The organism is Cypionkella sp. PAMC25878, from assembly GCF_058135695.1.
The window spans coordinates 2341168-2362472 of the sequence record NZ_CM176871.1 but is presented as its reverse complement, the minus strand read 5'-3'; the positions used below and the strand labels follow the sequence as shown (position 1 = coordinate 2362472).

The window sequence follows — 21305 nt, the reverse complement described above, 5'->3', positions numbered from 1 at the left end:
AGGCATATGTGCGGCGAGGCACCATGTGGGGGTTTGTGCGGGGATGTCAACCGGGGCGATTGGCAAAGCCCGCGCGCGTTGCTTGCTTGCGGGTACTTATCGCTTTCATCTTGGCTCAAATATCCCCGCCGGAGGCTTGCTACGTCCGTGTCGGATGCCTCCGGCGGGGATATTTGAGCCAAGATGAAACCCGCAGTGCAGAGCGCCCGCAAGGGAGCGATAAGCGCTCAATCTACCCGACTGAGCAACCCACCGGATTGCCGCAAAATCCGCCCCTCTAGCTCCAACGAGATCAGTGCGGGCGACAGCATCCCCGGCGGTAAGGCCAGATCGCGGATCAGTTGATCTTCAGCCAAGGGGCTGGGGCCAAGTCGCGCCAAGATCTGACTGTGCACGGCGGCAATATCAGCCAGCGCACGTCGCTGCGGCACTGGACCAGGCAAAGGATCAGGCACAGCAACCGCTTCAACGGGCAGCGGCACTTGCGCCAGGAAATGCCCCTGCACCCCAATCGCCTCCAACACATCCTGCGCGGATCGCACCAAAACCGCGCCATCGCGCAGCAACACATTGCATCCGGCAGCGCGCGCATCAAACGGATGGCCGGGCACCGCCAGCACCTCACGCCCTTGATCCAAGGCGTTTTTCGCGGTGATCAAGCTGCCCGAGCGTGCTGCCGCTTCAACCACCACGACCGCCCGCGCCAGCCCCGACACGATGCGGTTTCGTTGCGGGAAATGTCGCGCCTGCGGCACCAGCCCCATCGGCTGTTCCGAAATCCGGCAACCCCGCGCTGCAATCGCCACCGCGAGTTCGGTATTCTCGACCGGATAGATCACATCCACCCCGCCCGCCTGCACCGCCACCGTGCCAGTCTCCAGCGCCGCCTGATGCGCCTCGGCATCAATGCCGCGCGCAAGGCCCGAGACCACCACCTGCCCCGCCTGCGCCAGCCCCTCCACCAACCGCCGCGTCATCCTTAACCCCAACGAAGACGCATTCCGCGCTCCAACCAGCGCCACCATCGGTCGTGCCAACAGGCCAATATCGCCCTGCGCCCACAACACAGGCGGCGCATCCGGCAAATCCATAAGCGCCTGCGGATAGCCCGCCTGCCCCCACAGCAGCACCTGCGCCCGTGCCAGCCGCGCCTGCGCCATCTCGGCCCGCACCACTTCCAGAGGACACAGGCTATACTCCTCCACCCCCGCCGCCCGCGCGATCCTCGGCAGCGCCGCAAGCGCGCCCTCGACCCCGCCATGATCCGCGACCAGCCGATGAAACGTCACTGCCCCCACACGACGCGAGCGAATGAGGCGAAGCCAAGCCATCGGGTCTGCGTCCGAGGGTGCGGAACTGGGGTTATGGTGTGTGTTCAGACCCGTCGCCATCTACGCCTCGCCTCATTCACGATTCGCAGTCTGCGATGGGATCGGTTAACAACAGATGAATCCCCCTTTAACATCGCCACCCGCTTTGGCTCGATCCGCCCCCAGACTGGACTGACCCACCCCCATATCTGGACTTATCGAAACCGCCTCTGGGCCGATTGCCCGCCGCATCATTCTTTGATCAAATGCGTGCAAAGAAAACGCGCCCCAACATCGCAACCGGGCGATCACCACCAAGGAAACCACCATGAAAAATGCCGAAATCGCCCGCCGCCGCACCGACAGCATCTCTCGCGGGGTGGGGGTGCAGACCGAAATCTACGTTGATCGCGCGCTGAATTCCGAAGTCTGGGATATCGAGGGCAACCGCTATATCGACTTCGCCGCGGGCATCGCCGTGGTCAACACCGGCCATTGCCACCCCAAAGTCATGGCCGCCGTCACCGCTCAGCTGGCGAAATTCACCCACACCTGCCACCAAGTCCTGCCCTACGAGAACTATGTCCGGCTGGCCGAGCGTTTGAATGCCCTTGTCCCAGGTGATTTCCCGAAGAAAACCGTGTTCGTGACCACGGGTGCCGAAGCCGTTGAAAACGCGGTGAAAGTCGCGCGCATCGCCACCGGGCGCAACGCCATCATCGCCTTTGGCGGCGCTTTCCACGGCCGCACCCTGCTCGGCATGTCGCTGACGGGCAAGGTTGACCCCTACAAAAAAGGCTTCGGCGCGATGATGCCCGATGTCTATCACGTGCCCTTCCCGCAAGAGATCCACGGCATCTCTACTGATGACGCGATGGCGGGCATCACCAAACTGTTCAAAGCCGATCTAGACCCAACCCGCGTCGCCGCGATCATCCTTGAACCCGTGCAGGGCGAGGGCGGCTTCTACCCCGCGCCGAAAGACCTGCTCCGTGCCGTCCGCAAGCTGTGTGACGACAACGGCATCGTGATGATCGCGGATGAGGTGCAAACCGGCTTTGCCCGCACTGGCACCATGTTCGCGATGGAGCAGTCCGGTGTAAGCGCCGACATCACCACCATGGCCAAGGGTCTGGCGGGCGGTCTGCCGCTGGCGGCGCTGACCGGCAAAGCCAGCCTGATGGACGCGGCCCACCCGGGCGGCCTGGGCGGCACCTATGGCGGCAACCCGATCGGCATCGCCGCTGCAAACGCAGTGCTGGACGTGATCGAGGAAGAACAACTCTGTGCCCGCGCCAACGAACTCGGTGGCCGCCTGAAACAGCGTCTTGAGGCCATCCGTTCCGTCACCCCGGAAATCGCCGACATCCGCGGCCCAGGCTTCATGGTCGCGGTCGAATTCGCCAACCCCTCCAACCACGAACCCGACGCAGGCTTTACCACCCGCGTCCGGGTTGAGGCGCAAAAACGCGGCCTGATCCTGCTGACCTGCGGCGTCTACGGAAACGTCGTGCGGTTCTTGGCCCCGATCACCATTCCGGATGCCCATTTCGCCGAGGCGATGGATATTCTTGAGGCGGCGGTGGCTGCGGCACGCCAAGCATAACGCTTGGCCTTAGGGGGCGATATAAAACCGGGCCGGAACGCAGCGGCGTTCCGGCCTTTTGCATCATTGGTGAGGCCAAGTTTGAAATGCCTTCGAAAGTGCGGCGTTCGTTACGACCAGCTGAAAGAAGATGCGTTATACTGCGGCAAACAACCTCTCGCTTTCGTTCCCCTCAGGTCTATAGGTTGTAAACAAACCTCGTTGACCAGCATGCATGCGAGACGCATCCGTTGAGGAAAAAGGTATTGTCGATTATTGCCATACTCGCCACATATTTGGGTGGCTTGCTTTCTCGCTTGTGCAAACAGGGACCTGCACGATGGGCGATGCGGGCCAGCTTGTTAGCATCGCATTGGCCATTCCCTTTTACGGTGTGACAATGATTTGCGCGATATTCAGCAAAAGTCATCGCGCAATCTCAATCATCTGCGTTGCTATCCTCCCAGTCTTGGTATGGCAGACTGCCTTTGCCCTCAATTTGGCGGTGCGCGTTTGGGTATTCGGATCAAGTGCTTGTGAGGTGCTAACCGGATCGCCCTATGAACACGATGGTCAAGAGATATTTTATGTCGCGCTGTGGTTACTGGTTAGCCTTTGGCTGCCCATAGCTTTCGCAATAAGGATACGGCAATCGCCGCCTGATGTCGCGGCCTAGCCAGATGGCATACATTAGTCGCTGTGGGCACAGCGTAAGAGACGCCGATATAAGCTTGATCGACAAAGGTCGCTCAGCTTAGCCTCCCCCGCCGCACGAACCTTTGTTCAAGCACCTCTTTGCCCCATTGCTGCCCCGGCCTCTCCTCCACCAACTCAAACCCTCGTGCCTCGTACAGATGCCGCGCCGCTGAAAGCCCGCTGAAGGTCCACAGATGCGTCGCCTCAAACCCCTGCGCATCGACAAAGCCCAGCGCCGCCGACAGCAACCGTCGCCCCGCCCCCGAGCCTTGAACCGCCGCATCGGTGATAAACCAGCGCAGATGCGCCAAATTGCCACCCAAATCCTCGCCGTCAATCGCGATGGCCCCCACAATCTCACCGCCCCGCAGCGCCGACCAGATCGCGTTGCGCGGGCTGTCCAGCCGATCACTGAACCCGGCAAGCCCGCCCGCCACCAAAGCTTCAAACCGCTGCCCGAAGCCCGCGTTTTGCGCATAATACAGCGCGTGCATCTGGGTGATCCGGGCGATCAACCCGCAGCGATAGCCCTCGACGATCTCGACCGCAGGCAGCGCGGGCGCAGGCGGCACAGGCGCGTCCAAGGCCTCGGCATAAAGCCGCAACCCCTCCAGCACCACCCGATCCTGCCCCGGCTGCAACCGCACCAGCGCAGCCGACACCTGCGACCGTGCGAAAGCATGGATCCCCGCAACCCGCCGCTGCCCGGCCTCGGTCAGCGCCAAGATTTTGACCCGGCCATCCTCGGCGGATTGCTCCACCACATCACCGCCAGCAATCAGCTTGCGCAGCATCCGGCTGACACTGGATTTCTCCAGATGCAGCCGCAGCCCCAGATCGCGCGCCGTCACCCCACTCGCCTCAATCTCGATCAGCGCATGCACTGCCGAAGGCGACAGATCACCCCCCGCGAAATCCCCACCCATGAACCCGAGTTCCCGCACCAGCAACCGCGCCGCGCTGCGGATGGCCTCGACAGAATCTGCAGGCCGAGCGTTGGGCATTGGGTAATTCCCTAGTTGTATAATGCAACTATATTTCCGTACTGCCGATCCTGTCAATTCTAATAAATCCCGCACACGACGACCGTTCCAGCCCGATGCCACCCCATCGCTGGACAGCAACATTGCGCCCACCCGTCACGCTGACCAATCCCCCGCCCCGAGCCTAGGATAAACCCTAACCAATCCTTAACACCCCCTCGCCTAACCCTTTGATTCCCCATAAACCGCCCCCCTGTCTACACGTGGCCCCCCCCGGCCATACCCTCACCCCCTTCCCCCCTCCCCCGCCCCGCGCTATCACCCTCCCGAAGCAGGGAGCATCCATGACCACCACCCAAGGCATCACCCTCAACCAAGCCGCCGTCACCCTCGGCGGCAAAACCATCCTGTCGAACCTCTCCCTCACCCTCACCGAACCCCGCATCGGCATCATCGGCCGAAACGGCTCGGGCAAGACCACACTTCTGCGCCTGATGGCTGGCCTGATCCCCCCCACCACCGGCAGCGTCCGCATCGACGGCTTCGATCCCAGCGACCGCAAAGCCATCCTGCCCCGCCTCGGCATCCTGTTTCAAAACCCCGACCACCAAATCCTTTTCCCCACCGTGGCCGAAGAGCTCGCCTTCGGCCTGCGTCAGCAAGGCCAAACCGAGGCCGCAGCCAACCAAGCCGTCACCCAACTGCTGCAAGAAGAGTCCCGCGCCCATTGGGCCAAAGCCCTGACCCACACCCTCTCCCAAGGCCAGCGCCACTACCTGTGCCTGCTCTCGATCCTCTTGATGCAGCCCAGCACGATCCTGCTGGACGAGCCCTTCGCAGGCCTTGATCTGCCCACCCAAATCCGCCTCGCCCGCCGCCTTGCAGCCCTGCCGCAACGCCTGATCACCATCACCCACGACCCCGCCGCCGTCGCCCAATGCGACCGCGTGCTCTGGCTCGACGCCGGAGAAATCCGCGCCGACGGCCCGCCCGGCCCCACCCTGCAAGCCTTCACCGCTGAGATGGCCATACTGGGAGAGCAAGATGCTGACACTCACCTCCCCGATTGAAACCTACGCCCACCGCATCCCCGCCGCCGTGAAAATGGCCGCCTTCGTGGCACTCACCGTGGGGCTGTTCGCCACCCCGCAGCCATGGCTGATCGCCCCGCCCATCGCCGCCCTGATTCTGTCCTGCGGCCCCAAATTCGCGCTGCAAAGCCTGACAAACCTCCGCCCGCTGATCCCCCTCATCCTGATCCTTGCACTCTGGCACCTCTGGCTGCGCGACCCCGCTGGCATCATCCTGATCACCCGAATGATCATCGGCGTGGCAGCCGCCAATTTCGTCACCATGACCAGCAAACTGACCGAGATGACCCGCACGGTCGAAACCCTCGCCCGTCCGTTCAGCCCGATCATCGCCCCGAAAACCCTCGCGCTGGCCATCGGCCTCACCATCCGCTTCATCCCCACCATGCTGATGCGCGCCGAACAAATCACGGAAAGCTGGCGTGCCAGATCCCCCAAACGCCCCGGCTGGCGGATCTTCCTGCCCACCACCCTCGCCGCCCTCGATGATGCGACCCACACCGCCGAGGCTCTGCGCGCCCGTGGTGGCCTCGGCTGAACCCCAGCCCGCACCAAGATTTCAGCGCCCCATGTCCGACAACCCCCGAACCCGGTTGTCCAAAAATAGCAGTTGCCCTTTGCCAGAGCCGCAGCCTAACTGCCGCGACGCAAGCAGGAGAGCCCGTATGGAAAAGAACCTCACCCACATCGCCCTTTTCGCCGCCTTGATCGCGGTGCTGGGCCTCGTGCCAAAAATTGATCTGGCCGCAGGCGTGCCGATCACCGCGCAAAGCATGGGGATCATGCTGTGCGGCACCATGTTGGGGGCCAAACGTGGCGCGCTGGCGGTGATTTTGTTCCTTGTGGTTGGCCTGATCGTGCCGGTGTTCCCCGGCTTTATGACGACATGGCAGAAAATCCAGACGCCCAGCATCGGCTATATCGTCGGCTTCCCGATTGCCGCCTTTGTTGCAGGCCTGATCACCCAGAACACCAAGCTGGCACTGTTCCCGGCGGCCTTCGCAGGCGCCATCTTGGGCGGTATCGTCGTGATGTATGCCTTCGGCATCCCCGGCATGGCGATCATGCTGAACAAACCGTTGCCCGACATGGCTCTCGCTGCCGTGGCCTTCCTGCCCGGTGATCTGATCAAAGCCACCCTCGCCGCTTTGATCACCAAATCCATCGCCCAAATGCGCCCCGAAGCCCTGCTGTCGCGTGGGTAGATCTTAGCACCGGAACCAGAGCGGCGGGATACACCCGTCGCTTGCTGCCACACCGAGGTCGCTTTGCTCAGATATGATGAAAAGCTAAACCTTGCCGCACTGGAAACGCTCGGAAGAGCCCAACGCGTAAGCTTTGCATTGGCTGCTGCCGCAAGGTTGATAAAATCATACCAAGCCTTTGCCACAACGACGGAAAGCCTTGATCCGTCAGCCCTGCACATTGCCCAATCCCGTACCAAAGGCCTGTTGACCGCAATGCATGCCCCACGCAGCCCGCGCCGAGGTCAAGGCGATGCTGACCCAGCTAGACCCCATGATGGAGCTGATCTTCGACATTCCCGGCCAAGCCGCCGCATTGTGCGAAGACGCCATTGTGGCAACTATCTACGCGTTGCAGTGTTTTCTTGATCCAACCCCGCAAGAAGCTGCTTGGGCCGCGCGCCGCAGCTACGAGGCCACCGACAAGCTCGCAATCGAGGCATTTGGCTTCCCAGACAGCAAAGACGCCGAAACCCGCTTGCTCTCGCATCCGCTGATCCAGCAAGAACGCGCGCGTCAGGCCGCAGACCTCACCTTGCTGCAAGCGGCCAGTGGCCTCGCACCAGAGCGCTGTGGTCAAACGCAGATATGCTAGACCACCCACCGCATTAGAGATTTCTGCAACTGTGAGTCCACATTTCAGATTTAATCGCGCAAGAGCAAACCAACCCTGCCAAAGTTTCCTGCAGGCTTCAGCGCCTGCCCAAACTGCCAGCAGCGCAGCCTTACCCTAAAACACCGGATCGAGGCCTAATGCGGCGGCACGACCTGCACAAACTGCGGCAGCAAGCTGAAATTGTCGCGTGCCAGTGCAATCTTCATGAGCGTTCTCCTCGCCTTCATCCAACTGCCCGTCGTCTTCTCGCTTTGGGCATTGCTGGCAGCCGTGCTCTCCACAAACGCCGCCCTCATAGCTGCCATTGGGGTATGCGTTGTGGTCATTAAAGGCGCGGTCATCCTCACCGCTCGTTTCAAACCCGCCTGACGCGCGCGTCCAGCGGCGCGCGCCTATCTGCGCCGCTTCCCCACCAACCACAGCGATACTTCCGGCCCCAAGCCGCACCAAACACCTGTGACAGCGCCAAACCGCCAAACCAAATCCCCCACCAATTCGCCCACCAATTCGTCCCGCCCCCCATATCCCAAAGGAGGGTGAGGCCGCAGGCCGAGGGGGCGAGAACGCCCCCTGATTTTCGCGCGAAAATCGCCTTCGCCTCAGCCGCGAAACCGCCGCAACGCCTCCAGCACGATCGCAAACGCGGGCGAGGGTTGCCTGCGGCTTGGGCAGTACAAATGATACCCCGACCGCAGCAGTGACCAGTCGGCCAGCAGCCGCACCAAGTGCTCCTCGGCGATCAAACCCGCCACCAGATCCTCGGGCAGCGACACAAAACCCCAAACCATCCAGCGCCGCCTGCTGCAGCAGCGCCACCGTGTTAAAAATCCCCCGGCCCTTTGGCCGCACCGTCAATTCTTGGCCATCGCGTGCGAAACTCCACGGATAAAGTCCGCCAGATCTGGGCAGGCGCAGCATCACCGCGTCATGCGCCAGCAAATCCTGCGGCACCTGAGGCACCCCACGCGCCGCCAGATAACCCGGCGCACAGACTATCACCTGCCTAAAATCCGGCCCAATTCGCAGCGCGGTCATATCCTGATCCACCTGCTGCCCTCAACCAAACCAGCCCAAGAGGTTCCAATGTCTGCCGCTCCGCTGTTCCACGCGCTTTATCTTGCAAATCTGCCGCTGCGCAACCGCAGCGCCCCGATGACCACTTGGGCCGCCAATCCCGATCTGACGATTTCCGACGCCGAGGCGGTCTATTACCGCCGCCTTGCAGGCGCAGTCGGTCTGGTGATCACCGGTTGCACCCAAGTCACGCCCAACGGTATCAGCTTCAGCCACGAATTTGCCGCCACCAACGACAGCTATCTGCCAAGCCTGAAGAAGCTGGCCGAGGCTACCAAAAGCGGCAGCGGGCCTGCCATCCTGCCACTGTTTCATGCGGGGGCCAAAGCTCTGTCCGACCTGACGCCGAACAGCGCCATCCTCGCTCCTCCCACCCCCTTCGCCCCAGCGCAAACGCCGCGCGCCCTGCGTGAGTCCGAAATCCACGACCTGATCGCAGCCTTCGGCCAAACCACCCGCCGCGCGATTGAGGCCGGATTTGACGGCATCGAGTTGCACGGCGCACGCGGCTTTCTGCTGCAGAATTTCTCCTCGCCTGCCAGCAACCCGCGCAGCGATCAATGGGGAGGCTCTCCCGCAAACCGGATGCGCTTTGCCCTGTCGGTGGTGGCCGAGGTCAAACGCGTGATCGCCGCCCACGCCCCGCGCCTCTTCGTGCTCGGCTGCCGGATTTCGCCCGAAGAACCCGGTGAGAATGACTACGGCGTCACCGACAGCCTTGCGCTGCTGGATCATCTGATCACCGCTGGCATCGACTATATCCATACCTCGCCCGCCAGCGTGCTGAACGACCGCCCGATGAACAATCCAAACGGCGAGACGATTGCCGCGCGCGTTGCAGCCTATGCCGCTGGCAGAATTCCGGTGATCGCTGCGGGCGGTTTGCGCACGCCCGAACAGGCCAGCCAAGCCTTGGCCCTCGGCCTCTCGGTCGCGGCTGTCGGTCAAGACTTGGTGATGAACCCCGATTGGGTCGAACTCGCTGAAACCGGGCCCGCCGATCAGATCGAAACCATGCTCGACCCCCAGCACGTCACCGCCCTCGCCATCCCCGAAAAACTTTGGGCGGTGATTGACGCCACGCCGGGTTGGTTCGCCCTGACACCGCAAGCCAGCACCAAGCGCGTGGCCAATGCCTAGAGCGGTTTCTCGTTTATCTTGACCCATACACTGCGCGCCAAGACCTGCGCGCCAACTGCTGCGCGCATTGTGAGGCTTCTGGGTCAGATAAAACGGATACCACTTTAGGCGCTCTGTCAAAAATCATGGGACGAGGCACGCATTGATTCGGGCTTGCCTTGCCCACCACAAACTCAGATCAGGCTATAAACGCCCGTACCAGCATAGCTATATGGCGCAAGTGAATAGCTTAACAAATCCCTAATGATCCCCCCATAACCCATTGAAATCACATAATCCGCCTCTCTGTCCACGCGTGGACACACCTATCTCTCCACCAATAAAGCCGTCCCAATCCCCCCCGCCGCTGCGATCGCGGCAAGGCCAATCCCGGCCTGCAATTCATAAAACAACCGCACCGCCAGCACCGCCCCCGAGGCCCCAATCGGATGCCCGCGCGCCAGTGCCCCGCCCCCGATATTGACGCGGCGTACATCCAACCCCGCCCCGCTCACACAAGCCATCGCCTGCACCGCATAGGCCTCCATAATCTCCGCCACCGCCACCCTCTCAGCCGAAACCCCAGCCCGATCCAACACCGCCCGAATGGCCGCCACCGGAGCCAACCCCGGCTCCACCGGATCGCCCCCCAGCGTCACCCCGCCCAAAATCCGCAACCCCCGCCCCGCTGCCACCCGATCCGACACCACCAAAACAAACGCTGCAGCATCCGCCGCCACCGCCGCATTCGCCGCCGTGATCGAGCCACAGACCACCTTAGCCCGCGCCGCCACCGCCAAACTCAAGCCCCGCGCAAACGCGTCCCGAACCTGCCCCGCAACCTCGACAATCTCGCCGTCACACACCCGCGCCTTGGCGTGGCTTTCCACCGCCCAAACATCCTGCGCGCCCCGCGAAATCCCCAGCCGCGCCGCCAGCGCAAACGCCGCCTCCGCCATCCCCGGATCACGATCACTCCAAGGCGTGAACCGCGCCTGATCGTAGGCCACCGCCGCCGCCCCCTCAGGATCGGTCCGCAGCCGCAACGGACGCCGAGAATAACTCTCGACCCCGCCCGCGATCACCACCTCGGCAGCCCCCGAATCCACCAAAGCCCGCGCCAACAAAACCGCATCCAGCCCCCCCGCGCATTGTCGGTCTACCGAAAGCCCCGCCACTCGCTCCGGCAACCCAGCAGCCAAAGCCACCCGCCGCGCCGGATTGCCCCCCGCCCCTAAAGCGTTGGAGCAGATCAACTCATCCACCGAAGCCGCAGCCATCCCCGCCGCCGCCAGCAAAGCCTGCACCACAGGCGCGCCCAGATCCTCAATCTCTAACCGCGCAAACGCCCCGCCCCGAGGCACCACCGCCGTCCGCTTCGCCGCCAAAATCACGCTCACAGCCCGACCTCGCCCGCCAACCGCACAAGATCGGTCTTACCCGAGGCCAACACCGGCCACTCCGCCACCCAAATCACCGTCCTCGGGGCCACCAGCGCGCCCAATCGCCCCCGACAGGCCGCCAATATCGCTGCCTCAGCCGAACGATCCCCCTGCACCACCGCCACCATCACCGCCCCCCGCAACGCATCGCGGCGCGGCAGCACGGCCACCCGCGCCACCCCCGGCAAGCCCGCGATAAAGCTCTCGATCTCCTCGGGAAACACGTTCTGATCGGCCACGGTCACCATCCGCCCGGCGCGTCCCGACAGATACAGATAGCCGCCTTCCAGCCTTCCCATCTCGCCCACCGACAGCCAGCCCTGATCCCAAACTGCCCCGCCCGCATCCGCCCCGGCATAGCCCTGAAACAGATAGGGCGAGCGCACCCAGATCTGTCCCGCCCGCAGATCAAGCTCGACGCCGGGATAAACCGCGCCCACCGACTCTGCAGGCGCATCCGGCCCCGCCAAAGTGATAAAACTCGCCTCCGCCGCGCCATAAAACTCGCGCACCTCAGCGCCGCTCAACGCCGCCCGCAGCCCCGCGTCCAGCTTTGATCCGCCAACCAGGATCAGCCCAGAGGCCTGCCACCCGGCCTCCACCAACAGCCTTAGTTGCGCAGGCGTAGCATAAATCACCCCAGCCCCCGCCAAAGCCCGCACCTGCCGATCCGGCCGTACGCCGCCCAGCAAAACCACCTCGGCCCCCAGATGCAGCCCCTCTAGCGCGCCATAGAGCGCCAGCGAATGCACCAGATCACCCAGCACCGCGACGCGGGCTTTGGGGCCAATGCCAAACAACCCCGCATTCATCGCGAAACTGGCAGTCCACGACGCCATACTGCGCAGAATCCGCCGGGGTTGCCCCGAGGAGCCGGAAGTCAGCGTCTCAAACACCCCCTCGCCCACAGGCAGTGCGCCCGCCCCGCCAATCCGAAATGCCCGCCCCGGCACCGCCAACGCGTCACACAACGCCCGATCGTCGCCCACGACCTTCGCCTCAGGATGCCATCGAAAGCATTTCATACTGGTAAAAATATTCCCGCCGGAGGCCGCCACGACCCTAGCGCTTCAGCAAAGACGCCATCCGCCGCAGCGCCAGCAGATAGCCCTCGGTGCCAAAGCCCGCAATCACGCCCTCCGCCCGCCCCGACACGAAGGAATGATGCCGAAACGCTTCGCGCTTGTGGATGTTGGAGATATGCACCTCCAAAACCACCCCTTCAAACACATTCAGCGCATCCAAAATCGCCACCGATGTGTGCGAATAGGCGCCCGGATTGATGATGATCCCCGCCGCCACCCCACGCGCGTCTTGAATCCAATCGACCAGCTGGCCCTCGTGGTTGGATTGCATACATTCCACCGCCAGCCCCAATTCTGCCGCCAGCCCCGACAGCCCAGCCACCACATCAGCTAAGGTTTCCTGCCCGTAAATCTCGGGCTGGCGCAGGCCAAGCATGTTCAGGTTCGGGCCATTCAGAACGAAAATCGGCTTCATTGCGGGCATCCTTACGATATTTTCCAAGCTTTACCGCATCCTGCCCGCTCCCGCATAGAAAAAACGCGCCTCCCGTGGGGGGAGGCGCGCGAGTGGGGTCGCTGATCCTGGGGGACCTGCCGTCAGGGAGACGTTAACGCTTAAGCGACCTTTTCGAGTGCGATTTGTGGTGAAAGCTCGGGCGCAATGCCCAAAGCGCGGACAACTTCGCGGGTAAGTTCCGGGCGGTTGAGGGTATAGAAATGCAGATCTTCAACGCCGCCTTCCAGCAGACGGCTGCACAGGGTGGTGCATTGGGTCAGCGCCAGCAAATCTTCGCGCCCATCGCGTTTCGCCATCGCAAAGCCCTCGTCCAGACGCTGCGGCACGCTCGTGCCACAGCGCGCGGCGAATTTCTTGGTGCCGTCCCACGACTGGATCGGCAGGATGCCCGGAATGATCGGGGCATGGATGCCCGCCTTCACGCAAGCATCGCGGAAGCGGAAGAACGTATCCGCCTCAAAGAAAAACTGCGTGATCGCAGTGCTGGCCCCGGCGTCAATCTTGCGCTTCAGCCAGCTTACATCGGCGAATTTATCCGCAGCATCCGGGTGCGGCTCGGGGTAAGCCCCCACACGCAGCTTGAATTTCCCGGTTTTCGCCAAGGCTTCCACCAGTTCCACCGAAGATGCAAAACCGTCCGGATGCGGCGTGAAGCGATCCGCGCCTTTCGGGGCATCGCCGCGCAGGGCGACAATCTCGGTCACACCGACTTCGGCGTAAGCCTCTGCAATCTCAAGCGTCTCCGCGCGGCTGGCATCGACGCAGGTCAGGTGCGCGGCGACGTTCAATCCGTAATTGCGCTTGATCGTGGCCACTGCGTCATGCGTCAGCTTGCGGGTGGTGCCGCCCGCGCCATAGGTGACCGAGACAAAATTCGGCTGCATCGGTGCCAGCACTTGCACGGTTTCCCACAGTTTGAACGAGGCGTCCAAAGATTGCGGCGGGAAGAATTCAAATGAGATACGCGGTGCAGGCATGGGGAAGCTCCTTTTACTTGACCCCGTTATGCCACCGCGCGTAAATTGAAGCCAATTCATAGTTTTCACCATAATGATGAAAGTCACGCATGTACCTGGAACTCCGCCACCTGCGCACCATCCGAGCCATCCATCAGGCCGGCGGCCTGGCGCGTGCTGCCGATCTGATGAACATGACGCAATCGGCGCTGTCGCATCAGGTCGCCGGACTGGAAGCGCAGGTCGGGATGGAGTTGTTTGTGCGCCGTTCCAAACCGATGACGCTGTCGGCGGCGGGTATCCGTATGTTGCGCGCGGCGGAACGCATCTTGCCAGAAATCACCGCACTGGAGGAAGAATTCCGCGCGCTGCAAGCGGGCAAAACTGGCCGCTTGCACATCGCCATCCAATGTCACGCTTGTTTCGATTGGCTGTTTCCAGTGCTGGAACTGTTCCGCCACGCTTGGCCAGAAGTCGATGTCGATATCCGTGCGGGCCTCGCCTTTGACAGTTTCCCCGCGCTTTTGCGCGAAGAGGTCGATCTGGTGATCTCGTCCAACCCCGAACCGCTGCCGGGTATCTCCTTCAACCCGCTATTCGATTATCACCCGATGTTCATCGCCTCATCGCAGAACCCGCTGTCGGCGAAGGCAATGATCGAAGCGGAAGATTTCCGCGACCAGACCCTGATCACCTACCCCGTGCCGCGCGATAAGCTCGACGTGTTCACCGAACTGCTGACCGCCGCCCGCATCGAGCCCCGCGCCCAGCGCCCGGTGGAACTGACCGCGGTGATCCTGATGTTGGTGGGCTCCAATCGCGGTGTCGCTGTGCTGCCCGATTGGGTGCTGCGCGACGTGAAATCCAACGCCGATTACGTCACCCGACCGTTGGGTCCGGGCAGCATCACCAAACGCCTTTTTGCCGCGACGCGCGAAGAAGACGCGGCCAAACCCTATATCGGCCATTTCCTGAAACTGGGGCGCTCGGAAGCGGTCAAGCTGCAACGCGGCTAAGGCGTTTGTCGCATCCCAGCCATGCAGGAAACGCATTGGAATAATAAGCAGGCTTATTATATCTATGCACAATGAATTTTGCACAAGATCAGCTCGGCCCCCTGTTGCACGACGCCGCCCGTCTGGTGCGCAAACGCTTCGCGCAGCGGGCGTCGGAATATGGCCTGTCCTCGGCGCAGTGGCGACTTTTGGCGGTGGTGTTGCGCGAAGGTCGCGCCAGCCAAGCCCGCATCGCCGATAAGTTGGAGATTGAGCCGATTTCGGTCTCGCGGCTTGTCGACCGGATGGAGCAAGCCGGTTGGGTCGCGCGTGAGCCTGACCCCGAGGATCGCCGCGTGCGGGTGATCGTGCCGACGGCCTCCACCCTGCTGATCCGTAATGACCTGAAGGCAATGGCGGATTCCGTCTTTGCCGAAGCGCTGTCGGGCCTAGCGCCCGAAGCGCGCACCGCTTTGATCGCCGGACTTACCTCGGTGACCGCAACATTGTCTCAGGCCGTTTGCGATGCAGCGGCAGACGTGAAGGACATCTGATATGACCGCCACTTCGACCAACACCCCCGCTGCAAATGCCCCGGCAACCGTCACCCCGATCACCCCAGCAGCCATCACCCCGACAGCGATACTGCATGCCCCCACCCCAGCCCCGCGCAAAAAGCGCCGGGTGCTGATGATCGCAGGGCCTTTGGTGCTGCTGGTCGCTGCCGGGGCCTATTGGCTGATGGGCGGGCGCTACGAGGAAACCGAAAACGCTTACCTGCACCAGGCCCGCATCTCGGTCGCCTCCTCGGTGGCGGGACGGATTGATAAAGTGCTGGTGAAAGACAACCAGACCGTCAAAGCTGGCGACGTGCTGTTCCAAGTCGATCCGGTGCCCTACAGACTGGCGCAGGCCCAAGCCGATGCCGCTGTCACCGCCGCCCGCATCACGGTCGAGCAGTTGAAGCTGGCCTATGGCACCGCCCAATCCAACCTGCAACTGGCCGAGGATGAAGCCGCGTACCAGACCACAGAGCGTGAGCGGCAGGAAAGCCTTGGTGCCAAGGGTGTGGCCACCGATTCCAACCTGATCGACGCCCGCCATGATGAACGCACCGCCCTCGACAAACGCGATCTCGCCAAGCAAGCCGTCGCTTCGGCCTTGGCGGCCATCGGGGGTGATCCGCTGATCCCAACCGACAACCACCCCGCCGTCCGCGCCGCCGTGATCGCCAGCGCGCAGGCCGCCTACAACTACGCCAATGCCGTGGTCAAAGCCCCCGCCGATGGCGTGATCTACCAAGCCTCGTCGTTCAAACCGGGCCAGATGGTCGCCGCCGGGCAAAGCCTGTTTGCACTGGTGCAGACCGATGACACTTGGGTCGATGCCAACTTCAAGGAAACCCAGTTGGAAGGCATTACCGTCGGCTCTCCGGCAGAAATCACCTTTGACATGAACCCCGGTCGCAAGATCGAGGCGGTCGTGGCCGCCATTGGCGCAGGCACGGGATCCGAGTTCTCGCTGCTGCCCGCCCAAAACGCCACTGGCAACTGGGTCAAAGTCACCCAGCGCGTTCCCGTCACTTTGCGCTTGCTCAACCCCGAGGATGCCAAAGGCCTATCCTCGGGCGTCAGTGCCTCTGTGTCGGTCGACACGGGCCGCCACCGCAGCCTGTCAGACCTGCTCCCCAGCTTCCTGAAGTAACCCGCCATGAGCACCGCCCCCACCACAGAAGTCCCGCATAAGGGCTTGATCACGCTGTCGATTATGCTGGCGACGATCATGCAGGTGCTCGACACCACCATCGCCAACGTCGCTTTGCCGACCATGACGGGCGACCTTGGCGCATCCCAAGACACCATCACTTGGGTGCTGACCAGCTATATCGTCGCCTCCGCGATCATGACCCCGGCGACGGGCTGGATTTCCGACCGCATCGGCAAACGTGAGTTCTTCCTGATCTCTATCGCGGGCTTCGTGATCACCTCAATTGCCTGTGGTCTGGCGTGGAGCCTACCATCGATGGTGCTGTTCCGCTTGCTGCAGGGCATCTTCGGCGCGGCCATCGTGCCCTTGTCGCAAACCTTCCTCTTGGACATCAATCCGCGCGAAAAAGCTGGACAAGCCATGGCGCTTTGGGGCGCTGGCATCATGGTCGGCCCGATCATCGGCCCGACTTTGGGCGGCTGGCTGACGGAAAGCTTCAACTGGCGCTGGGTGTTTTTCGTCAACCTGCCCGTCGGCATCATCGCCTTTCTGGGATGCGCCGCCTATTTGCCGAAATCCGTCAAACGCCTACGCCGCTTTGATTTTTTCGGCTTTGGTATGCTGTCCATCGGCATCGGCGCATTGCAACTGATGCTGGATCGCGGCGGTGAGGTTGACTGGTTCGCGTCCACCGAAATCTGGCTCTATCTGTTTCTGACCCTGACGGGCATGTGGGTGTTCGTCATCCATATCATGGGGGCCGACAAACCCTTCCTAGAGCCGCGGATGTTCCTGGATCGCAATTTTTCCACCGGATTGGTGTTCATCTTCATCATCGGCATCATCCTGCTGGCCTCGCTTGCCCTGCTGCCGCCCATGCTGTCGCGCATTTTTGGCTATCCGACCATCACCACCGGGCTCGTGATGGGTCCGCGCGGGGTGGGCACCATGGCCTCGATGCTGATCGTCGGGCGCTTGGTGCAAAAAACCGATGCGCGCTTGCTGGTGTCAGTGGGCCTGATCCTGACCGCCGCCTCGCTGTATTTTATGACCGGATTCACCCCGCAAATGGGCCCAGGCCCGGTGATCTGGACGGGCGTGTTGCAAGGTCTGGGCCTTGGTCTGGTGTTCGTGCCCCTGTCGACCATCGCCTTCGCCACCATCGCACCGGAACTGCGCGCCGACGCCACCAGTCTGTTTTCACTGGTGCGCAATATCGGTTCGTCGATTGGGATTTCGATGGTGACGCTGATGCTGACCCGCAATGTGCAGGTCAACCACGCCGATCTGTCGGTGGCGATCTCATCGTTTAATCCGAACTTTAACATGGTGGTGCCGCCCGGCACGCTGACCGCCGCAACGCTGCAACAGATGGATGGGTTGGTGGCGATCCAAGCGCTGATGATCAGCTACATCGACGATTTCTATCTGATGATGGTGATCACGCTGTGCGCTTTGCCCTTGGCGTGGTTTCTGAAAAAGGCGCAACCGCGCGTGATGGCTCCCGGTGAAGCCCCGGTTGCGCATGATTGATCTCCGCCGCTGATTGACCTTCGTTCGGGCAAAATGTAGCCTGTCGGGGCACACGAAGCCACAGGAGGGGTGCATGATCTTGATCTGCCACCCACGCACCGATGGCCCTGCAGCGGCCCTGCCTTTGTCGCAGGGCTGACCCGAGCCGCATCGCAGGTTTCCCGGTCCGCCCCTAACGGCGCTTTCGCGCTATTTCCTATGCGGATAAACCCATGACCCTGCTTGCCACCAAATCCTTGGCTCTGACCCTCGGCCAACCCCTGTTCAGCGATCTGACCTTCTCTATCGAGCGCGGCGACCGCCTCGGCCTGATCGCCGCCAACGGGCGCGGAAAATCCTCACTTCTGCGCTGCTTGGCCGGAACCTTGGAGTCGACCTCTGGCGAAATCACCCGCACCCGTGGGTTAAAATCCGCGCTGGTCGATCAAGATGTTCCCGCCAGCCTGTTGCCCCTGACCTTCCGCGAGGCCACCCTCGCCGCCCTGCCGCCCGATCAAGCCGCATATGAGTCGTGGCGGGCCGAGATTGTGCTGGATGACCTCTCCGTGCCCGAAGCCCTGCGTGACACGCCCCTGTCTGCCCTCTCTGGCGGCTGGCAACGCACTGCTCTGTTGGCCCGCGCCGCCATCCATGAGCCTGACCTCTATCTGCTGGATGAGCCCACCAACCATCTCGACCTTTCCCGCATCGGCATCCTGCAACGCTGGCTCACCGCCCTGCCGCGCGATACCGCCGTGATCACCACCAGCCACGACCGCGCCTTCCTTGATGCAGCCACCACGCGCAGCCTTTTCCTGCGCGCCACCTCCAGCCGGATGTTCGCGCTGCCCTATTCCCGCGCCCGCGCCGCGTTGGAGGAAACCGACGCCGCCGACTCTCGCCGTTTTGAGAATGCTCTGAACAAAGCCGACCAGTTGCGCCGCCAAGCCGCCAAGCTGAAAAACATCGGCATCAACTCCGGCTCTGATCTGTTGATCACCAAGACCAAACAGCTGAAAGACCGCGCCGAAAAGCTAGAGGCGAGCGCCCGCCCCGCCCATCGCGAAACCTCATCCGGCGCGATCAAACTGGCGAATTCCGGCACCCATGCCAAAGCCCTGATCACCCTGAACGATGCCGCCATCACCACCCCCGACGCGCGGCCTTTGTTCCACACCGGGCAAAAATGGATCGAACGCGGCGACCGCGTGGTGATCTTGGGCGCAAACGGCACCGGAAAATCCCAAATGATCCGCGCCGTGCTCGCTGCGATCCAAGGCCAACACCCAACGATCAAAGCAGCCGCCAGCCTCGCCCTCGGCTATTCCGACCAAAACCTCGCGCAACTGCCTGACAGCATGACCCCGCAAGCCCTGATCAGCCAGCACGCCAATGATCAAACCACCAAAACCCTGCTCGCAGGCGCTGGCATCAAACCCGATTGGCAACCCCGCCCCCTCGGCAAGTTGTCAGGCGGCCAAAGGGCCCGGCTTGCGATGCTCCTCCTCCGCCTCTCAAATCCCAATTTCTACCTGCTGGACGAGCCGACCAACCACCTAGACATCGAAGGCCAAGAGGCGCTCGAACAAGAACTGCTCACTCAAGGTGCCACCTGCCTGCTGGTCAGCCACGACCGCAATTTCATCCGCGCCGTAGGCTCGCGCTTCTGGCAAGTCGAAAAGCGCCGTCTGATTGAGGTCGACAGCCCGGAAGCCTTCTTCACAGCGGAACTGAACCGCCAGCCTTAACGCCCCCGCCGCCTTGCGCTCTTTCCCCCACCCGTGTATGCCCCCCAGCTTACGCCCCACCCCAGACGCCACCGGAGTCCCCGCCCATGCAAGGCAGTGCCAACCTCAACCTGATGATCAAGGCCGCCCGCCGCGCTGGCAAAGCGCTGGTGAAAGACTTCCGCGAGGTCGAGAACCTGCAAGTCTCGACCAAAGGCCCTGGTGATTTCGTCACAAAAGCCGACCGCGAAGCCGAGCGGATCATCAAAGAGGATCTGATGGGCGCCCGCCCCACCTATGGCTGGCTTGGCGAGGAGACGGGCGAGCAAGACGGCCAAGACCCGACCCGCCGCTGGATCGTTGATCCGTTGGACGGCACCACCAACTTCCTGCACGGCATGCCGCATTGGGCGATTTCCATCGCGCTGGAGCACAAGGGCGAGATTGTATCCGCCGTGGTGTTCGATGCCGCCAAGGATGAGATGTTCTGGGCCGAAAAAGGCTCGGGCGCTTGGATGAACGACCGCCGCCTGCGGGTGTCTGGTCGTCGCGCCATGCATGAAGCCGTCTTCGCCACCGGGGTGCCGTTCAGCACCAAGAAAACCCTGCCCGCCACCCTCGCCGACCTCGCCCGCCTGATGCCCGCCTGTGCCGGGATGCGCCGCTGGGGTGTGGCTTCGCTGGACCTCGCCTATGTCGCCGCTGGCCGCTTTGACGGCTATTGGGAGCGTGAGTTGCAGCAGTGGGACATCGCTGCTGGCATCCTGCTGGTGAAAGAAGCCGGTGGCCTGATCGGCCCGGTGCGTGAAGGCTATGACATCTTGGAAAAAGGCGCGTTGATCTGCGCCAATGAAAACCTGTTCGCGCCATTGACCAAAATCATCCGCGACGCATAAGCGCGCGATGCTCCGCGAAACCGATTTTTGAGAAAAATCGTGGCCCCGGCCTGCACCCCTAGCGCCCTAAATTAACGTTTGGGCACACGCGGGATGCGGCTGGGGCTGACCGGATATTCCGCTGCCGGATGCGGTGGCTTGCCCCTGTTCTGCGCCCAAAACCCGGCCCCCCCGCGCCGCATCAGCACAGGCAGCACCAACACCGCCCCGGCAATAAACCCGCCGATATGCGCCAGATAGGCCACACCATCCTCGGTCGCGGAATAGCCATTGAAGCTTTGCACCGCGAACCAAACTCCCAGCACGACCCAAGCCGGAATCGAAAACACCCGGAAAAAGATCACGAAGATGAACAACACATCAATCTTGGCGCGCGGAAACAGCACCAAATAGCCACCCAGCACGCCTGCAATCGCCCCCGAGGCCCCGATCAGCGGCCCGTCAAACCCCGGATCGCCCGCAACCTGCAACCCGGCTGCCAGCACCCCGCAGGCAAGGTAGAACAGCAGATAGCTGACATGCCCCATCTGGTCTTCCAGATTGTCACCAAAGATCCACAAAAACAGCATGTTACCCGCCAGATGCATCCAGCCGCCATGCAGGAACATATGGGTGATCAGGCCAGAATACCCGTCACCCTGCATCAGCCAAGCCGGCACCAGACCCCAAGTGTAGTAGAACTTCGCCAGCGCAAATTCGCTGGGCAGGCTGAACCAATAGAACAAAAACACCGCGATATTCACCGCAAGCAGCGCATAGGTCACATAGGGCGCACGGCCCGAAGGGTTATGATCGCGGATGGGAAACATC

The 21305-nt window shown here is 62.4% G+C and carries 21 protein-coding genes and 1 pseudogene; 13 read left to right on the top strand and 9 right to left on the bottom strand.

The genetic code is table 11. The annotated features are described in order from the left end of the window. Positions 1-227: 227 nt before the first annotated feature. Positions 228-1331 carry a DNA-processing protein DprA gene (gene dprA, locus ACS5RD_RS11410; RefSeq protein WP_489931280.1) on the bottom strand — a complete coding sequence of 368 codons (1104 nt, stop codon included), beginning with the start codon at positions 1329-1331 and terminating at the stop codon, positions 228-230. A 307-nt stretch (positions 1332-1638) separates the two neighbouring features. Between dprA and ACS5RD_RS11405 the strand changes: the two genes are divergently transcribed. Continuing rightward, a complete protein-coding gene (locus tag ACS5RD_RS11405; RefSeq protein ID WP_489931279.1) occupies positions 1639-2916 on the top strand; it encodes a 4-aminobutyrate--2-oxoglutarate transaminase in 1278 nt (425 codons plus the stop codon). Positions 2917-3644: 728 nt separating this feature from the next. On the opposite strand, the gene ACS5RD_RS11400 is transcribed toward ACS5RD_RS11405, so the two are convergent. Next, entirely contained in the window at positions 3645-4595 is a 951-nt protein-coding gene (locus tag ACS5RD_RS11400; protein WP_489931278.1) for a bifunctional helix-turn-helix transcriptional regulator/GNAT family N-acetyltransferase, read from the bottom strand. Between the two features lie 323 nt (positions 4596-4918). Here ACS5RD_RS11400 and ACS5RD_RS11395 point away from each other — a divergent pair, with 323 nt between their 5' ends. The 5 genes from ACS5RD_RS11395 to ACS5RD_RS11375 all read left to right on the top strand — a co-directional run bounded on the left by ACS5RD_RS11395 (position 4919) and on the right by ACS5RD_RS11375 (position 7894). Further along, positions 4919-5644, top strand: a complete 726-nt coding sequence (locus tag ACS5RD_RS11395) for an energy-coupling factor ABC transporter ATP-binding protein (RefSeq protein ID WP_489931277.1) — start codon at positions 4919-4921, stop codon at positions 5642-5644. Further along, positions 5619-6203: an energy-coupling factor transporter transmembrane component T family protein gene (locus ACS5RD_RS11390; RefSeq protein WP_489931276.1), complete on the top strand. Its 585-nt coding sequence runs from the start codon at positions 5619-5621 to the stop codon at positions 6201-6203. The genes ACS5RD_RS11395 and ACS5RD_RS11390 overlap by 26 nt, the downstream gene beginning before the upstream one ends. A 127-nt stretch (positions 6204-6330) precedes the next feature. Beyond that, positions 6331-6870 carry a biotin transporter BioY gene (locus tag ACS5RD_RS11385; RefSeq protein ID WP_489931275.1) on the top strand — a complete coding sequence of 180 codons (540 nt, stop codon included), beginning with the start codon at positions 6331-6333 and terminating at the stop codon, positions 6868-6870. Between the two features lie 259 nt (positions 6871-7129). Next, on the top strand, positions 7130-7504 hold the full coding sequence (locus ACS5RD_RS11380; protein ID WP_054007641.1) for a hypothetical protein: 375 nt from the start codon (positions 7130-7132) through the stop codon (positions 7502-7504). A gap of 225 nt (positions 7505-7729) precedes the next feature. After that, the gene (locus ACS5RD_RS11375; RefSeq protein ID WP_489931447.1) at positions 7730-7894 is read left to right on the top strand and encodes a hypothetical protein; all 165 of its coding nucleotides are present in this window, start codon (positions 7730-7732) and stop codon (positions 7892-7894) included. Between the two features lie 230 nt (positions 7895-8124). Here the strand turns inward: ACS5RD_RS11375 and ACS5RD_RS11370 are convergent, their stop codons facing one another. Both ACS5RD_RS11370 and ACS5RD_RS11365 read right to left on the bottom strand, forming a co-directional pair. Next, a complete protein-coding gene (locus tag ACS5RD_RS11370) occupies positions 8125-8313 on the bottom strand; it encodes a hypothetical protein (RefSeq protein WP_489931446.1) in 189 nt (62 codons plus the stop codon). Then, positions 8288-8560: pseudogene (locus ACS5RD_RS11365) on the bottom strand (LysR substrate-binding domain-containing protein); the annotation flags it as partial. The pseudogene ACS5RD_RS11365 and the gene ACS5RD_RS11370, both read right to left, overlap by 26 nt. Positions 8561-8608: 48 nt before the next feature. Between ACS5RD_RS11365 and ACS5RD_RS11360 the strand changes: the two are divergent. Then, entirely contained in the window at positions 8609-9739 is a 1131-nt protein-coding gene (locus ACS5RD_RS11360) for an oxidoreductase (RefSeq protein ID WP_489931274.1), read from the top strand. Positions 9740-10044: 305 nt separating this feature from the next. On the opposite strand, the gene ACS5RD_RS11355 is transcribed toward ACS5RD_RS11360, so the two are convergent. The 4 genes from ACS5RD_RS11355 to metF all read right to left on the bottom strand — a co-directional run bounded on the left by ACS5RD_RS11355 (position 10045) and on the right by metF (position 13679). Further along, complete coding sequence (locus ACS5RD_RS11355) at positions 10045-11118, bottom strand: acetyl-CoA C-acyltransferase (RefSeq protein ID WP_489931273.1); 1074 nt, start codon at positions 11116-11118, stop codon at positions 10045-10047. Next, on the bottom strand, positions 11115-12149 hold the full coding sequence (locus tag ACS5RD_RS11350) for an AMP-binding protein (protein ID WP_489931272.1): 1035 nt from the start codon (positions 12147-12149) through the stop codon (positions 11115-11117). Before ACS5RD_RS11350 ends, ACS5RD_RS11355 begins: the two co-directional genes overlap by 4 nt. A gap of 73 nt (positions 12150-12222) precedes the next feature. Next, positions 12223-12660 carry a type II 3-dehydroquinate dehydratase gene (aroQ, locus tag ACS5RD_RS11345; RefSeq protein ID WP_489931271.1) on the bottom strand — a complete coding sequence of 146 codons (438 nt, stop codon included), beginning with the start codon at positions 12658-12660 and terminating at the stop codon, positions 12223-12225. A gap of 140 nt (positions 12661-12800) precedes the next feature. Further along, positions 12801-13679 carry a methylenetetrahydrofolate reductase [NAD(P)H] gene (gene metF, locus ACS5RD_RS11340; RefSeq protein WP_489931270.1) on the bottom strand — a complete coding sequence of 293 codons (879 nt, stop codon included), beginning with the start codon at positions 13677-13679 and terminating at the stop codon, positions 12801-12803. Positions 13680-13768: 89 nt separating this feature from the next. Between metF and ACS5RD_RS11335 the strand changes: the two genes are divergently transcribed. The 6 genes from ACS5RD_RS11335 (at position 13769) to ACS5RD_RS11310 (ending at position 20495) form a co-directional block, all read left to right on the top strand. Next, positions 13769-14674, top strand: coding sequence for a LysR family transcriptional regulator (locus ACS5RD_RS11335; RefSeq protein WP_489931269.1), 906 nt, complete (start codon positions 13769-13771; stop codon positions 14672-14674). Positions 14675-14745: 71 nt separating this feature from the next. Beyond that, positions 14746-15207, top strand: a complete 462-nt coding sequence (locus ACS5RD_RS11330; protein ID WP_489931268.1) for a MarR family winged helix-turn-helix transcriptional regulator — start codon at positions 14746-14748, stop codon at positions 15205-15207. 1 nt (position 15208) lies between these two features. Beyond that, positions 15209-16357 carry an HlyD family secretion protein gene (locus tag ACS5RD_RS11325; RefSeq protein WP_489931267.1) on the top strand — a complete coding sequence of 383 codons (1149 nt, stop codon included), beginning with the start codon at positions 15209-15211 and terminating at the stop codon, positions 16355-16357. 6 nt (positions 16358-16363) lie between these two features. Then, positions 16364-17893 (top strand): DHA2 family efflux MFS transporter permease subunit, encoded by a 1530-nt coding sequence (locus ACS5RD_RS11320; RefSeq protein WP_489931266.1) that lies wholly within the window; start codon positions 16364-16366, stop codon positions 17891-17893. 212 nt (positions 17894-18105) lie between these two features. Next, positions 18106-19620, top strand: coding sequence for an ATP-binding cassette domain-containing protein (locus ACS5RD_RS11315; protein ID WP_489931265.1), 1515 nt, complete (start codon positions 18106-18108; stop codon positions 19618-19620). An 86-nt stretch (positions 19621-19706) separates the two neighbouring features. Continuing rightward, the gene (locus tag ACS5RD_RS11310) at positions 19707-20495 is read left to right on the top strand and encodes an inositol monophosphatase family protein (RefSeq protein WP_489931264.1); all 789 of its coding nucleotides are present in this window, start codon (positions 19707-19709) and stop codon (positions 20493-20495) included. Positions 20496-20566: 71 nt separating this feature from the next. Here ACS5RD_RS11310 and ACS5RD_RS11305 read toward each other — a convergent pair whose 3' ends face one another. Continuing rightward, positions 20567-21304: a rhomboid family intramembrane serine protease gene (locus ACS5RD_RS11305; protein ID WP_489931263.1), complete on the bottom strand. Its 738-nt coding sequence runs from the start codon at positions 21302-21304 to the stop codon at positions 20567-20569. Position 21305: the final 1 nt, after the last annotated feature.

Excerpts from the sequence above, each read along its gene's own strand:
- dprA (WP_489931280.1), bottom strand. The coding sequence starts at position 1,331 with ATGGCTTGGCTTCGCCTCATTCGCTCGCGTCGTGTGGGGGCAGTGACG.
- ACS5RD_RS11405 (WP_489931279.1), top strand. The coding sequence starts at position 1,639 with ATGAAAAATGCCGAAATCGCCCGCCGCCGCACCGACAGCATCTCTCGC.
- ACS5RD_RS11400 (WP_489931278.1), bottom strand. The coding sequence starts at position 4,595 with ATGCCCAACGCTCGGCCTGCAGATTCTGTCGAGGCCATCCGCAGCGCG.
- ACS5RD_RS11395 (WP_489931277.1), top strand. The coding sequence starts at position 4,919 with ATGACCACCACCCAAGGCATCACCCTCAACCAAGCCGCCGTCACCCTC.
- ACS5RD_RS11390 (WP_489931276.1), top strand. The coding sequence starts at position 5,619 with ATGCTGACACTCACCTCCCCGATTGAAACCTACGCCCACCGCATCCCC.
- ACS5RD_RS11385 (WP_489931275.1), top strand. The coding sequence starts at position 6,331 with ATGGAAAAGAACCTCACCCACATCGCCCTTTTCGCCGCCTTGATCGCG.
- ACS5RD_RS11380 (WP_054007641.1), top strand. The coding sequence starts at position 7,130 with ATGCCCCACGCAGCCCGCGCCGAGGTCAAGGCGATGCTGACCCAGCTA.
- ACS5RD_RS11375 (WP_489931447.1), top strand. The coding sequence starts at position 7,730 with ATGAGCGTTCTCCTCGCCTTCATCCAACTGCCCGTCGTCTTCTCGCTT.
- ACS5RD_RS11370 (WP_489931446.1), bottom strand. The coding sequence starts at position 8,313 with ATGGTTTGGGGTTTTGTGTCGCTGCCCGAGGATCTGGTGGCGGGTTTG.
- ACS5RD_RS11360 (WP_489931274.1), top strand. The coding sequence starts at position 8,609 with ATGTCTGCCGCTCCGCTGTTCCACGCGCTTTATCTTGCAAATCTGCCG.
- aroQ (WP_489931271.1), bottom strand. The coding sequence starts at position 12,660 with ATGAAGCCGATTTTCGTTCTGAATGGCCCGAACCTGAACATGCTTGGC.
- metF (WP_489931270.1), bottom strand. The coding sequence starts at position 13,679 with ATGCCTGCACCGCGTATCTCATTTGAATTCTTCCCGCCGCAATCTTTG.
- ACS5RD_RS11335 (WP_489931269.1), top strand. The coding sequence starts at position 13,769 with ATGTACCTGGAACTCCGCCACCTGCGCACCATCCGAGCCATCCATCAG.
- ACS5RD_RS11330 (WP_489931268.1), top strand. The coding sequence starts at position 14,746 with ATGAATTTTGCACAAGATCAGCTCGGCCCCCTGTTGCACGACGCCGCC.
- ACS5RD_RS11325 (WP_489931267.1), top strand. The coding sequence starts at position 15,209 with ATGACCGCCACTTCGACCAACACCCCCGCTGCAAATGCCCCGGCAACC.
- ACS5RD_RS11320 (WP_489931266.1), top strand. The coding sequence starts at position 16,364 with ATGAGCACCGCCCCCACCACAGAAGTCCCGCATAAGGGCTTGATCACG.
- ACS5RD_RS11315 (WP_489931265.1), top strand. The coding sequence starts at position 18,106 with ATGACCCTGCTTGCCACCAAATCCTTGGCTCTGACCCTCGGCCAACCC.
- ACS5RD_RS11310 (WP_489931264.1), top strand. The coding sequence starts at position 19,707 with ATGCAAGGCAGTGCCAACCTCAACCTGATGATCAAGGCCGCCCGCCGC.
- ACS5RD_RS11305 (WP_489931263.1), bottom strand. The coding sequence starts at position 21,304 with ATGTTTCCCATCCGCGATCATAACCCTTCGGGCCGTGCGCCCTATGTG.